Raw genomic sequence first — 13,450 nt, forward strand, 5'->3', positions numbered from 1 at the left:
TATGGTTAAGGCACTTCTTTTAGAGAATATTCATCCAACGGCTGCTGATTTTTTGCGCAGCAAGGGTTTTGATGTTGAGGTAGCTCAAGGCGCTCTTGACGAGAATGAGCTGATAGAAGCATTAGACGGCGTTGATTTGCTTGGCGTGCGCTCCAAAACGAATGTCACTTCACGAGTTTTGGAATCCTGCCCACATGTGAGCGCTGTCGGCTGCTTTTCTATCGGAACTAATCAAGTCGATTTAAATTTTGCTGCACAACATGGCATTGCTGTATTTAATGCACCGTACTCTAACACACGCTCTGTTATGGAATTGGTGATTTCAGATATTATCGCCCTTATGCGTCGCGTTCCAGAACATACGTTATCCATTCGAGAACATACATGGGATAAGACAGCAAAGAAATCTCATGAAGTTCGCGGTAAGACCCTAGGCATTATCGGATATGGGAATATCGGATCTCAGGTGTCGATCATTGCTGAAGCCTTGGGTATGAATGTCGTTTTCTACGATATCGAAGAGAAACTTGCTTTGGGAAATGCTACTCGAATGAATTCCATGGAGGAACTATTACGCATTAGCGATGCCGTTACTCTTCATGTGGATGGTCGTAAATCGAATACTGGGCTTTTCGGCGAGAAGTATTTCAGTATGATGAAGCAAGATGCCGTATTTATGAATCTTTCACGAGGATTTATTATTGATATCGATGCTCTTTATAATCATCTGAAATCAGGCCATCTCAGCGGTGCAGCGGTGGACGTATTCCCTACCGAGCCAAAAACAATCGGTGACGAGTTCACTACCCCTCTGGCTCAAATTCCTAACGTGATATTGACCCCTCATGTTGGCGGATCCACGCTTGAAGCGCAGAAAGCAATTGGCGAATTTGTTTCCCATAAAATGTTCGATTACCTAACTGAGGGTAATACATCTCTTTCGGTGAATTTGCCAAATCTCAATGTTACAGGTCGTTCTGAGCGCAAACGCAGTCTCGAATCCGAGTTCAGCAATAGTGCAACTCATAATGCAGATACCCAGAAAGATACTGAGATAACACGAATCAGTCATCTTCACACTAATTTACCTGGCATATTAGCTCAGCTAAATAACGTCCTATCCGCAAAAAATCTTAATATCGTGTCCCAAGCTTTGGCCACAGAGAATGATTTGGGTTATGTAGTTACGGATATTGCAGGTAGCTTGACGGAAGAAGATATAGCTTCAGTGGAAAAAATCCCTGGAACTATCCGCGTTCACGTCATGCATTAAACGCTAGTATTATCCTATAGTATTAACTTTTAAGGTATCTACCTTAAAAGTTGGGGGGTTGGAAGAAATTTTATCGTTTATATTTCTTCCAACCCCAACTTTACTTATATAGTTTTCAGCATATTTCAGTGATATTCATCGCATACACTTACATATCACGCGAAACTCGACTCTTAACTAAGCATACTTACTCAGCACGAGCATTACGAAGAGCCTCGATCGCGGTGGAGTAATCTTCAAGCGTATTAAAGTGTTGATATACCGATGCGAAGCGCATGTATGCTACTTCATCAAGTTGTCGTAATGGTTCCAAGATTGCAAGACCAACTTCTTCTGCCTTTACTTCCGCTACTCCCCTAGCTCGCAAATCACGTTCAACCTGAATACCTAGAAGCTTCAATGCTTCCTCTTCAATCGGACGTCCTTTACATGCTTTGCGCACACCCGAAATAACCTTTTCGCGATTAAACGGCTCCGAGCTACCATCACGCTTAACGACTACAAGCACCATCGATTCCTGTGTCGTAAAACGTTTAGTACAGACCGTGCATTCACGACGACGACGTATGGAGTAACCGTCATCGCTAACTCGGGTATCAATAACTTTCGTATCTGCGCTTTGGCAAAAAGGACAATGCATGCCTCCTAGAATAACAGAAATTAGGCTTCTGGTACAAGAAGTGTCTGCCCTGCGGTCAATTGATCAGAATCTAGATGATTAATTCGCTTGATTTGCGCGATAGTATCGTATACATCTGCGCCTGCTGGAGTAATGCGCGAAGCATAATCCCACAAGGTATCGTTTGGTTGTACGGTATAACTTACTGTCTCAACGACTTCTGATTGAGCAGTTGCTTGAGGAATGAAGATGAACGCCATCGTCGCCACTACTGCTACAACTAAGCTCCATACTACAAACTTCCCACGCTGATTGAGCTTCACACGCGACTGAGAATTATGGCGGGAAAACGCCTGCTGACGCTTTCTGTTTTCCTCAACGTCATATTCAGCAGCATATGTACCGTTCACAGTTAAAGTTTCCATCTCAGTACCCTTTCGAACATTTGTTCTATCGAACATCTGTTCTAATCATCGCACATATGTTCGACTAAATCAACTCTTTTTTCGAACATCTGTTTGCTTTTACTGAATTTTCACGATAGAGTTACTAGTAACACACGGAAGGATAGTCATGGCCACAACCCCACTACACGAATTCACCAACGATTCTGAAGCTTCACAAGCCAAACGACTTGGTCTCACTTCCGTACGTCAGTATCAGGTTTACGAAGCTATTCGCGTACACATTGCTGAGCATGGCTTTGCTCCAACCCTTAGAGAAATCGGTGATTTAGTTGGGCTTAAAAGTCCTTCTTCTGTCAAGCATCAAATTCAAAGTCTTCAAGACCACGGTCTTCTTCGTGTAAATGCCGGTAAAGGCCGCGCGATTGAATTGATTGAGATTGAGGAAAGCACAGAATTGGATGGTGTTTCCGACACAGATATCAGCGATAACGATTCCTCAGTAAACGTTTCACAATCACCTACAACACCGCGTCACACAGCACAGATTTATCCTTTCCCTTCCGATCGCTTTGGCACAGATGATGTCAGTGAGTCTATTGCTCAATCACATGACATTCCACTTGTAGGCCGCATTGCAGCTGGTGTTCCTATTACGGCGGACCAGCATGTCGATGACGTTATGCGTCTCCCGCAAAGACTTACCGGTGAAGGCAATCTATTTATGCTAGAAGTTCATGGTGATTCGATGATTGATGCTGCTATTTGTGATGGGGATTTCGTTGTCGTACGAGAGCAATCCACCGCTACTAACGGTGACATCGTTGCTGCTTTACTTGATGATGAGGCAACCGTTAAGACTTTCAGAAAAGACAATGGTCACGTTTGGCTTATGCCTCACAATCCTGCTTACTCTCCTATAGATGGCACCTATGCCACCATAATGGGTAAAGTTGTAACCGTATTGCGTAAGATTTAACTATATTTCAAGATTTCAGCACGCTTAAGCAAGCCGGGACACGCACGTCATAAAAAGAAATTTCGAAAATAACTTCAAAATAATACTAAGGGGAAATGGATTATACCCATCTCCCCTTAAATTCTAAGAAATTAAGTAATAATTTATTTAGAATCCAAACTCTGCTGCAGTTGCACGCAATGTCTGTGCAGAACGAGTCAAAGCTGTAAGCTCATCTTCGCTCAATGGAGTGTTAAGACGAGTATTTACACCCTCACGGTTCAATACGCTTGGTACAGACATGCATACATCAGAGATTCCGTGGAAGTCTGTAAGCAAGGAAGATACAGGCAAGATACGGTTCGAATCCTTCAAAATAGATTCAACGATATCTACTGCAGACATACCAATTGCGTAGTTGGTAGCGCCCTTACCTTCGATAATCTTGTATGCTGCATTCTTAACATCCTGGTGGATTTGTTCACGAATTTCAGCAGTTAATGGTTCATGTCCTGCCAGTGGCTGCCAGTCCAGCATTGGTACGCCACCAATAGTTGCAGATGACCACAACGCTACTTCAGAATCACCGTGTTCACCAGCAATGTAAGCGTGTACATTCTTAACGTTAACGCCAGTTTGCTCAGCGATAAGGAAGCGCAAACGTGCAGAATCAAGGTTTGTACCTGAACCAAACATCTGATTTGCTGGAAGACCAGAAAGCTTCAAAGCAACCTGAGTTACAACGTCAACTGGGTTTGTAATAAGTACGTAAATAGCATTTGGAGCTACCTTAACCAAGTTTGGAATGATAGCCTTCATGATGTTAATAGTTGCACCTGCAAGCTCAAGACGAGTCTGTCCTGGCTGCTGACGAGCACCTGCAGTGATTACAACTACATCTGCATCACGGCAAATTTCAGGGTCATCAGAACCGCTGATGGAAACAGTTGGATAGAAGCTAGAACCGTGCTGCATATCGAGAACTTCAGCTCCTACACGCTTCATATTGATGTCTTCGAGAACGATTTCACGAGCGATACCACGCTGAGCTGCAGCGAATGCAATTGTAGAACCTACAGCACCTGCACCAACGATTGCGAGCTTAGTTGGTTTTACTGGCGAAACTGCCATGTTTAATCCTTCTTTCGCGGATTCATTAGAAATATTTTCATTACAAAGAAATTTTCGAATTATTCATAATCATTCGAAACGTCTCCTTTAGTCTAGTAAGAGCTCTCTACGAATACACTGCTTCTTCTTTAAAAACGTTGTTCGAAACGCAAAAAGGTGCGTTTAATGTGAGAAATTACACATTAAACGCACCGCTATCCATGCCATCAAATGGCACAGGATTTTAATTTATTTGCGCAAATTACGAGCAAAGAAATCATCGATTTTATCAAATGGAATATAATTATTATCCCCGCCATCATACAAATCTGTGTGAGTTGCACCTTCGACAATGATAAGTTCCTTATTTTTTGCTTCTTCACTGCCCTGCTCGAAAGCATCTACTAGCTTTTGATAGGTTTCTTCGCCCATATAACGGCTATGAGCCTTCTCGCCATGGACTATGAGCACAGCATTTCGCAAATCCTGTGGATGAGTCAAAATCTGAGTATTAGCCCAGCCCGTCTGTGATTGAAGAACCCATCCTTCGTTCGAATTGACTGAGCGCTTATGATATCCACGTTTGGTCTTGTAATAAGCACTGTACTGCTGAACGAATTCAGGAAGATCAGCTGGCGCAGGATACTCTACACACCCACCTGCTTTTGCAAGTACTGCCTTACCATATTCCTCGGTACGCTGTTGTGCAATGGATTTTTTCATATCATAACGATCATCATCAGTTCCTTGATCAAAGTATCCACGTGCGCCAATGCGTGCCATATCGTACATGGTTACCGCAGCGGTTGCCTTAATACGTGGATCCATAGCTGCTGCATTAAGGGCAATACCTCCCCAGCCACAAATTCCGATAAGTCCAATTTCTTCGGCATCAACATATGACAGATTGCTTAAATAATCTACCGCTGCTTGATAGTCTTCAGTATTTATATCAAGTGAGAACACATCACGAGCCTCACCACCAGACTCACCCGTAAAGGAAGGATCGAATGCCAACGCAACATAGCCCTTTTCTGCCATAGTCTGCGCATACAAGCCACTTGATTGCTCTTTAACAGCACCAAAAGGACCTGCTACTGCAAGCGCAGGAAGCTTACCCTCGATATTCTTTGGGGTATATAGGTCAGCAACAAGCTTAATTCCAAAATGATTAGTAAATGTCACTTTTTCATGATTAACAGATTCACTTCTTTCAAAGACTTTGTCCCATTCGTTTACCATATTTTTCCTTTCCGTATTTTCTAAATAGAATACTATACGAAGTTTTTTACGATAACAAATATTTATTTATTATCGTTGTTATAATATTTAGTTATTACTTCAGAGGAATAATCAACGACTCGAACATAGGTAAAGTTATGAATATCAATAGTTTGCGAAATTTTATGGAAGTTGCTCAGGAGAAAAATATTACTGCAGCTTCTGAAATTATCGGGATTTCCCAACCGGCTCTGTCAAACCAGATAAAACAATTAGAAGCAGAACTCGGTCAAAAACTTCTTATCCGTCACGCACGTAGCATCTCGCTTACCCCCGAAGGCTTGCTCTTTCAGGAAAGAGCTGCTGACATCTTGTCACTAGTTGATAAGACCACTCATGAATTTCGCAATTTGCAAAGTGACGCCAATCCTGAATTACGCTTGGGCTGTGCTGAGTCCGCTCAAATGTCTTATATTTCCGATTCGTTAGCCAAGTTACGCGGCTCCTATCCTCATTTTCAATTTCATATAACGAGCGGCGATTCTAAAGCAGTGCTTGATTTAGTCGATCGAGGTCTTATCGACTGTGCAGTTGTCGTCGATACGCCTGAACTTAATAAATATAATTCGTTACAATTACCAGGTGCAGACCGTTGGGTAGCGATAATGAAAGATGATGACCCTTTAGCACGCAAAGCTTCTATTAGTATCAATGATTTGATAGATCGGAATGTGATAGCTTCTGCTCAGTCAATTAAAGTCGACATTCCTCGATGGGCAGGAGCAGACGCATCACGTCTGAATTTTGTTGGAACAAGTAATCTTATGTATAACGCCGCTCGCTGTGTCGAATCCGGACTTGGAATTTTACTCGCTTTTGAGCATTTAGTGGGAAATGGGATAAAGCATAAACTATGCAGTCGTCCTCTTAATCCTCCCCTTTCCAATTCTATGCACGTTGTGTGGCGAAAGAATTCAACGACCACGGAAATTTTTAATAGTTTTCTGACGATTTTGCAATCGCTTCATGCTTAAATCTCACGTATAAATATGACGAATGGAGGAATATAACCACATGTCAATTCCTCCGTTCGCACTTGCGTATCTTCAGTTTCTTACACACTAAGCGTAAGCACTAAGCATTAGGCACTAGGCGCTAATCCAAGCCTCATCTTCTGTACTGGCACTGACGCTCAAAAGCGCAGCGGCAAGAGCACTATCAACTTCGCACACGATGAAGACGCCATCTTCGCGATAATCAATTGATTCAATCGTTCCAAACTCTCGCGCTTGAGAAATCAAATTTCCGTTAACATAAGGCACGAGGGCTTCAACTCTCACTTCTGGCTTCGGAAGGAGAGATTGAACATACGAATTGAGCTCATCAATCCCCTCACCCGTTGCAGCAGAAACGAAATACGCATCCGGCGCGAGATTTTTCAAACGTTCAAGCTTCGTGTCGTCAATTTGATCGATTTTATTGAAAACGATAACTGTAGGCATTCCAGCGATAGAATCGATATCTTCTAAAACTTCATTCACTGCATCAATTTGAGAGAATGGATCTGGATGAGATGCATCGACGACATGAACAATCACATGAGATTCAGCTACTTCTTCAAGAGTTGATTTGAATGCTTCAACTAACTGAGTTGGCAGTTTTCGCACAAAACCGACAGTATCGACGTATGTAAAGCTACGTCCTTGAGCAGTCTTGGTGCCTCGAACTGCCGTATCCAAAGTCGCAAAAAGCGCATTTTCTACAAGCTCAGCTGAACCCGTTAAGCGATTAATAAGCGAGGATTTCCCTGCATTCGTATAACCAACAACTGCAACCGTTGGCAATCCTTGACGGCGACGCGAACCACGTTTCACTTCACGAGACGGAGCCATCTGCTCAATCTGTTTACGAAGCTTCGCCATGCGAGTACGGATAACACGGCGATCCATCTCGATTTTTGTTTCACCAGGACCACGCGAACCGATACCACCAGCTTGACCAGCCGCCTGTCCACCTGCCTGACGCGAAAGGCTTCCACCCCAACCACGAAGACGCGGAAGCATGTATTCCATCTGTGCAAGCTCGACCTGAGCCTTACCTTCGCGACTTGTAGCATGCTGAGCAAAAATATCCAAAATCACAGCAGTACGATCAACGACGTGAACTTTCGTCACATCTTCAAGCGCACGCCTCTGGCTTGGAGGCAAATCAGCGTCCACCACGATAGTATCCGATTCAGTAGCTGCAACGATTCCAGCTACTTCATTTGCCTTACCCGAGCCGATAAATGTCGCCTTATCCGGACGAAGACGATGCTGGAGAACACCATCCATAACCTCAGCACCAGCGGTACGAGCAAGCGCGGCAAGCTCTCGAAGTGACTCTTCTGCTTGCTGAAGAGTGGTCTCTCGACTTGACCACACGCCAACAAGAACTACACGCTCAAGACGAACCTTACGGTACTCAACCTCGGTAATATCTTGAAGCTCGCCAAGACCTTCAACATGACGGAGTTTATTTCGTCCTTCTCGCTCTTCCCACTCCTGCTCTCCTGCAAGACCTTGAACGCCCTGAGCAGCCGCTTGCCCCACGCGCTCATCCAGAAGAACATCGGAATGCGAGTCAAGAAAAGAAAGTTCAGAATCGTTACGCTCTGAATGTTCTGAACGGGCTACTTGTCCTGAATTTTCTGGTCTTTCTGAATGCTCTGCTCGTTCCAAACATTCAGTTTCTTTACTCTTAGAATTCTTAGACGAAGTATTCCACGCCGTATTTCGAGCTGCTGCCGCTTGCCCGTGAATCGTCGAAAGATTATGCGCTCTACGCTGCGAGTGCTTTTGTTGTGAATGCTTTTGTGAACCCATATCACCTTTTCTGTACGCTATTTTTATAAACTATTACGTCAATGTTTTCAGTATACTAGGCGTACTGCTAGTATGCACTCAGTTCGGATGATTTGTTTGCTTGAGGCGGATATGAAGAGCTGGGATTTCCTTATTCGCATGTCTATATATATCGCTTGGGTAAAACTGACCGTTCATTACAGGCTGCGAACATAAAAATCTCTTGGGTATAACTGACCGTTTTTGACCCTAAAATCGACCAAAATTAGGTAAAAAATGACCGATTTTACCCAAGAGTTATATTTTTCCCGAGCCTCAACTTAAACCAGCTGAACATCTTTAGGCACGTTCGAATTAACCTATAAAATAGGGCATGAATGCTGACAAATAACACCATTCGGTGTACAATATTACATCATATATAACTTTTATTTCACGATTTGGAGTCATCATGGCACTAGCAAAGAACGATATGCGTATGTCTATTCGCACAAATTCAAAGTTATACAAGCAAGCTGCAGATATTCTTGCTGAATACGGTCTAGACGTTCCCACTACTTTTAATATGCTCCTTCATCAAATTATCAATGTTCAGGGGTTCCCATTTGAACTACAGCGTTCTCCTTATGACAAAAAGATTACCGAAGCACTACAAGAAGGTTTGATTGATGCGGGTGATACCGATGATTTTGAAAATATGATGCGAAATGTCTAAACAAGTCTTCTACACACCCGCATACTTACGCGACGTTAAACGATATAAAGCAAAGCATTATGATTTAGATCGACTCTTCGCTATCATACGTTTAATCCGCGAAGGCGCAACAAGTAGTGATTTAGCACAGTACAAAGATCACATATTAGAAGGCCAATACAAGGGTGTACATGATCTTCATGTTTATCCAGACATAATTCTTTTATATCAAGTTACGAACGAACAAATTAATTTCATACGATTAGCAACGCATGACGAGCTTTTCTAATCAATTGAGGCTTTCACTGTTTTAAACGGTGAAAGCCCCAAAACTATATTTACTATTCACAATTAACTGGTCTGGAATTATCAGGTCTATTAGACCAGCCGGGTCATAGCCTATCCCTTAACTACTCCTGTACCTTCTTCTGTGTGAAGAGATAAACGAGCAATGCCACGATGATGACCGCCGCTGCTCCAAGGTAGATTCCGGAAGCATTGGCTGCAGCTCCACTCATGCCTGTGAGCTTGAAGCCTGCAAACGCATTCGTGCTGCTGATAGTACCCATAATTGCGATACCAATGGATGCAGTGGTATTGATCGCCAAATCATTCATACCTACACCACGACCGGATTCCTCTGCTGGAAGCGTTCCGAGTACGAGGGAAACGATTGGCGAGTAGAGCAAGCCTGCACCGGCATAGAATACACATGCAGCGAAGGTCATTGCCCAAACGCCATGATTAATCAGTAATCCACCGAGAATGAAGCCGAGCGCCATCAAAGTACCCGAAGTCATCAATGCAACATTTCGACCGATCTTATCGACAATCCAGCCTGAAGTTGTTCCAACTACTGCAGCAATAATGAAGCCCCATACGATGAAGTGGGATGCTTCGTTCGTGCTGATCTTATAGATATTGGTTGCTACGTAATTGAACATTGGTGAGAAGTAATAGTTCGGGAAGAAGAACAAGAGGACATACAAAGTTCCGATGAGCCACTTTGTATTCTTGAAGAATTCTGGAGTGACGAATGGATCTTTTGCTACGTGAATGTAGAATGCGAAACCTACAAACAAAGCAATTGCTACAATCATCATCCACCAAGCATTGTATGAGAAGAACAATGCAAGGAATGCTGCACCGAGACCGAAGATGGTGAAGCCAAGAGCATCAATCTTTTCGCCAGAACGAGAAGCATCTGGAAGATTCTTGAGTAAAATTGGGAGCAAAAGAATTGTTACTGTAGGAATAAGGAAGAGGTATGCCCAGTGAATTGAGCTAAACAAACCGGCAGCAAATACACCGATTGCTGCGGAAAGCTGGTAAGCAGCAGTGAAGAGACCAAAGAAGATGACCTTCAATGAATTCTTCAAATACTTCGTAGCTACAACCAAGAATGCAGAACCTGCTACCTGCTCACCCGCTGTTTGCAGTACACGAGCGATGATAACGATCCAAATGTTTGGAGTAAAGAAGTACCCTGCCACAAATCCGAATACCGAACCGATGAAAAGCGTGATAATTCCAACCGTTACAAGCTTCTTCAAAGATACGAAGTCGCCCAAAGAACCGTATACGAAGCATACGATACCAAGAACGATACCTGGAATTGCAGTGATCAATGATGCTTGACCTGCAGCTCCGACATCCTTACCCACTTGCAAAAATACGAGATTGAATCCTTGCAGGCACAATGTACCCAAAACGAAGGTAACAAGCAATGGGATCAATGCCCGTACTGCCTTGTCACTAGTCATTCCCGCAGCCAATGCAGCTGGGGATTCTGGCTCTGCTGCTGCACGTGATGCAGCGGAATTTTCATTAGCCATATATTTCCTCTTTTGTCTTTCTTTCTTCACTAAGTTTGTCAAATCGTCTTGAAGCTAGGTTCAAGACAAACATAAAGAAATCAACTTAGTTACGAGCAACGAGATTGCCAATACGTTCAATAAGTTCATTCACGAAGCGATCGACGTCAACAGCAATTGCTGCCTTCATCGTCTTGTGAGGATCAGTAATACGTTGTTCATCGCCAATAGTACGTCCGCGTGTAGGACCTTCGACATCTACCTTCATGTTGAGATCAAGCAATGTAACAAGAGTTGGATCAATAGCCACAGCTACTGCAAGCGGGTCATGCAAACCGCATCCGCCCAAATGAGGAGCAGTCGTCTCATATGCTTTGATGTAGAAGTCCACCATATCAGCGAAGAATTCGCCAGACTTTGTACCGGTTTCGCGCCACTTCTGGGTGTCCTTATACGTAAGAAGCGTCTGAAGAGTAACATCCAAACCAATCATGGTTACAGGAGCGCCTGAACGGAAGAGGAAGTCAGCAGCTTCTGGATCTTGGGAAATATTTGCTTCAGTCCATGCATTCACATTGCCTGGAACGGTAAGGGCCCCACCCATGATGACGATATTGCCGATGAGGTTTACAATTTCTGGATCCTTCTTAATTGCTGCGGCAATATTGGTATCAGGACCAGTTGGCACATATACCAGATCCTTGCCATACTTATGTACTGCTTCGATAATGAAGTCAACAGCACTCTGCTCTTCTACAGGGCGAGGGGAATCAGGAATTTCAACATCGCCGATACCGTTTTTACCATGAATAAATGCAGAAATTGGGAGTACTTCGAAACTATCTTTGGTCGAAGCATGCTCGATTCCACGGAATACTGGAACTTCAGGATGACCAAGGATATCGGTAATAGCAAGAGAGTTACGCACGCCCTGATCTACGAGAACGTTTCCATATGTACCGGTAATACCAATAAGCTCTACTTCTGGGCTCGCGAGCGCGTAAGCAATAGCCATTGCATCATCTACGCCTGTATCGAGATCGAGAATCATCTTCTTTGACATGGTGGAGAACCTCCGTTGGTTAATACGCGACAACAATTAAGTTGCCATCGCTTTGCTGCTTGTGCTGCTTTTCGCTGGCTGAGCGCTTACTCCGAACTCTGGCTCGAAAGTTGGTTAAGCGCTTAACCAACATCTAAATGACAACGATAGCACGATTATCCTAATTGCGCAAAATCGGAACACGAGGATATGAATTCAGCCCATTTTATCGGTTTATAAACCTTGAAAAGTATTATTCAACTGATAACAAAGAATGTGTATTGCTTTGTTACGATTAGTTGCTAGATCGCCAATACCCAGATAAACAGATACCCAAATATCGAATACTCACTCTTCCTCTCTCATCCCCTCCACAAACGATTCAACCGTTTCAAATTCAAAGAACTGCATCGAGTCCTCAGCTAATTCGTTCCCCGCATCAATCAGCTCAGATAGTTTTTCTGTTGGATATATGAGAAAGACGACATAATCAGCCATGACATCCATATTCACGAGTCGGTAGCCCTGTGATTGAAGTTGCCGATCCAATTCGATAGCCCAGTCAGACATTTCCTGAGATGAATCAAAAGTTTCACTGTGCAACTCGATACTACGAGCATCAGTGCTTGCCCGACGATTTATCATGCTCTTTGCCGTATCAATGAAATCGTCAAGAGCGTCGTCCTCACTGAAGATCCCAACCTCGTCTACTTCACTGAGCTCATCGACGAGCGCATACCATGCAATCGTATTTTCGGTTGAAGTTTCATATACGTCGGAATCGGACAAGCTGTCTTTGTGTTGTAAGAAATATTTACGCGGATTTGCAAAGCACCCGTGTAACCGTGCTAATACGCGCTGATCATATGTAAGCATTGAAGCGATACGTTTGAAAATTTCCGTCTGAATTCTCGGACGATTATCCCATTCAATATCCCAATCCTCAATAAGCGGCATACGAGCGTAATCAGTACGCGAATTATTAAGGAAATCTTGAACCATTTCCGCCGTTTCTTCCAACTCAAGCCCATCAATGCTCACACCAAGCGAATGCTTTCCAGTGCCTTCATCGGCGACTTCCACTACGCATATATAGTGAGTCAGAGATGGATTATACTCACTGAGCTTATTGTCTAACTTAATGGTCATGTCACTGCAAACACGATAATATTCATCTGTGTCCAACGGTCTCTCAGTTTTAACAGAGAAGGACGTTATGCGCCCTTTATCTATATCGCGCAGACACTGTCTGATGTCAAACCATGTGAAGTCCTCAGTACTCAGGTCGTCAATCGTGAGCGTGCATCCACGATATTTCTTGCTCAGAAAACTCAAAAGACCCATATCATCCTCCTCAATGATTGCTCGCATAGTTATTAGGTCAACCGCCTGACCATTCATATACGTTACATACACCGTTTTTGACTCTTTCAATGAATCGACATTCGGCTTTTGCAACTATCTAGCAAATC

13 protein-coding genes are annotated in these 13,450 nt (G+C 43.4%); 5 read left to right on the forward strand and 8 right to left on the reverse strand.

Features of this window, described 5'->3' with window-relative positions:
• Window position 1 precedes the first annotated feature (1 nt).
• Window positions 2-1,273, forward strand: a complete 1,272-nt coding sequence (gene serA / locus EJ419_RS05970; RefSeq protein ID WP_131284609.1) for a phosphoglycerate dehydrogenase — start codon at window positions 2-4, stop codon at window positions 1,271-1,273.
• A 187-nt stretch (window positions 1,274-1,460) separates the two neighbouring features.
• Here the strand turns inward: serA and nrdR are convergent, their stop codons facing one another.
• Window positions 1,461-1,913 (reverse strand): transcriptional regulator NrdR, encoded by a 453-nt coding sequence (gene nrdR, locus EJ419_RS05975; protein ID WP_131284611.1) that lies wholly within the window; start codon window positions 1,911-1,913, stop codon window positions 1,461-1,463.
• A 20-nt stretch (window positions 1,914-1,933) separates the two neighbouring features.
• Window positions 1,934-2,317, reverse strand: coding sequence for a LysM peptidoglycan-binding domain-containing protein (locus EJ419_RS08475; protein WP_240680357.1), 384 nt, complete (start codon window positions 2,315-2,317; stop codon window positions 1,934-1,936).
• 148 nt (window positions 2,318-2,465) lie between these two features.
• On the opposite strand from EJ419_RS08475, the gene lexA reads away from it, so the two are divergent.
• Window positions 2,466-3,275, forward strand: coding sequence for a transcriptional repressor LexA (gene lexA / locus EJ419_RS05985; protein WP_131284613.1), 810 nt, complete (start codon window positions 2,466-2,468; stop codon window positions 3,273-3,275).
• Window positions 3,276-3,422: 147 nt separating this feature from the next.
• Here the strand turns inward: lexA and EJ419_RS05990 are convergent, their stop codons facing one another.
• On the reverse strand, window positions 3,423-4,385 hold the full coding sequence (locus tag EJ419_RS05990) for an L-lactate dehydrogenase (RefSeq protein ID WP_131284615.1): 963 nt from the start codon (window positions 4,383-4,385) through the stop codon (window positions 3,423-3,425).
• Between the two features lie 228 nt (window positions 4,386-4,613).
• On the reverse strand, window positions 4,614-5,606 hold the full coding sequence (locus tag EJ419_RS05995; protein WP_131284618.1) for an alpha/beta hydrolase: 993 nt from the start codon (window positions 5,604-5,606) through the stop codon (window positions 4,614-4,616).
• Between the two features lie 137 nt (window positions 5,607-5,743).
• Here EJ419_RS05995 and EJ419_RS06000 point away from each other — a divergent pair, with 137 nt between their 5' ends.
• Window positions 5,744-6,619 (forward strand): LysR family transcriptional regulator, encoded by an 876-nt coding sequence (locus EJ419_RS06000; RefSeq protein ID WP_131284621.1) that lies wholly within the window; start codon window positions 5,744-5,746, stop codon window positions 6,617-6,619.
• A 114-nt stretch (window positions 6,620-6,733) separates the two neighbouring features.
• On the opposite strand, the gene hflX is transcribed toward EJ419_RS06000, so the two are convergent.
• Window positions 6,734-8,449, reverse strand: a complete 1,716-nt coding sequence (gene hflX, locus EJ419_RS06005) for a GTPase HflX (protein ID WP_240680358.1) — start codon at window positions 8,447-8,449, stop codon at window positions 6,734-6,736.
• A 430-nt stretch (window positions 8,450-8,879) separates the two neighbouring features.
• Here hflX and EJ419_RS06010 point away from each other — a divergent pair, with 430 nt between their 5' ends.
• Window positions 8,880-9,143 (forward strand): type II toxin-antitoxin system RelB/DinJ family antitoxin, encoded by a 264-nt coding sequence (locus EJ419_RS06010; RefSeq protein ID WP_131284623.1) that lies wholly within the window; start codon window positions 8,880-8,882, stop codon window positions 9,141-9,143.
• On the forward strand, window positions 9,136-9,411 hold the full coding sequence (locus EJ419_RS06015; RefSeq protein WP_131284625.1) for a type II toxin-antitoxin system RelE/ParE family toxin: 276 nt from the start codon (window positions 9,136-9,138) through the stop codon (window positions 9,409-9,411). The genes EJ419_RS06010 and EJ419_RS06015 overlap by 8 nt, the downstream gene beginning before the upstream one ends.
• A gap of 121 nt (window positions 9,412-9,532) precedes the next feature.
• Here the strand turns inward: EJ419_RS06015 and EJ419_RS06020 are convergent, their stop codons facing one another.
• From EJ419_RS06020 to EJ419_RS06030, 3 genes are all read right to left on the reverse strand, one after another.
• A complete protein-coding gene (locus EJ419_RS06020) occupies window positions 9,533-10,957 on the reverse strand; it encodes an MFS transporter (protein ID WP_131284627.1) in 1,425 nt (474 codons plus the stop codon).
• Between the two features lie 85 nt (window positions 10,958-11,042).
• Window positions 11,043-11,999, reverse strand: a complete 957-nt coding sequence (locus EJ419_RS06025; RefSeq protein ID WP_131284629.1) for a nucleoside hydrolase — start codon at window positions 11,997-11,999, stop codon at window positions 11,043-11,045.
• Window positions 12,000-12,326: 327 nt separating this feature from the next.
• A complete protein-coding gene (locus tag EJ419_RS06030; RefSeq protein ID WP_131284631.1) occupies window positions 12,327-13,322 on the reverse strand; it encodes a DUF6630 family protein in 996 nt (331 codons plus the stop codon).
• Window positions 13,323-13,450: the final 128 nt, after the last annotated feature.

The sequence above is a fragment of the Alloscardovia theropitheci genome (assembly GCF_004332295.1).
Lineage (GTDB): Bacteria > Actinomycetota > Actinomycetes > Actinomycetales > Bifidobacteriaceae > Alloscardovia > Alloscardovia theropitheci.

Coding starts and splice junctions, on each gene's coding strand:
- serA (WP_131284609.1), top strand. CDS start 2: ATGGTTAAGGCACTTCTTTTAGAGAATATTCATCCAACGGCTGCTGAT.
- nrdR (WP_131284611.1), bottom strand. CDS start 1,913: ATGCATTGTCCTTTTTGCCAAAGCGCAGATACGAAAGTTATTGATACC.
- EJ419_RS08475 (WP_240680357.1), bottom strand. CDS start 2,317: ATGGAAACTTTAACTGTGAACGGTACATATGCTGCTGAATATGACGTT.
- lexA (WP_131284613.1), top strand. CDS start 2,466: ATGGCCACAACCCCACTACACGAATTCACCAACGATTCTGAAGCTTCA.
- EJ419_RS05990 (WP_131284615.1), bottom strand. CDS start 4,385: ATGGCAGTTTCGCCAGTAAAACCAACTAAGCTCGCAATCGTTGGTGCA.
- EJ419_RS05995 (WP_131284618.1), bottom strand. CDS start 5,606: ATGGTAAACGAATGGGACAAAGTCTTTGAAAGAAGTGAATCTGTTAAT.
- EJ419_RS06000 (WP_131284621.1), top strand. CDS start 5,744: ATGAATATCAATAGTTTGCGAAATTTTATGGAAGTTGCTCAGGAGAAA.
- hflX (WP_240680358.1), bottom strand. CDS start 8,449: ATGGGTTCACAAAAGCATTCACAACAAAAGCACTCGCAGCGTAGAGCG.
- EJ419_RS06010 (WP_131284623.1), top strand. CDS start 8,880: ATGGCACTAGCAAAGAACGATATGCGTATGTCTATTCGCACAAATTCA.
- EJ419_RS06015 (WP_131284625.1), top strand. CDS start 9,136: ATGTCTAAACAAGTCTTCTACACACCCGCATACTTACGCGACGTTAAA.
- EJ419_RS06020 (WP_131284627.1), bottom strand. CDS start 10,957: ATGGCTAATGAAAATTCCGCTGCATCACGTGCAGCAGCAGAGCCAGAA.
- EJ419_RS06025 (WP_131284629.1), bottom strand. CDS start 11,999: ATGTCAAAGAAGATGATTCTCGATCTCGATACAGGCGTAGATGATGCA.
- EJ419_RS06030 (WP_131284631.1), bottom strand. CDS start 13,322: ATGGGTCTTTTGAGTTTTCTGAGCAAGAAATATCGTGGATGCACGCTC.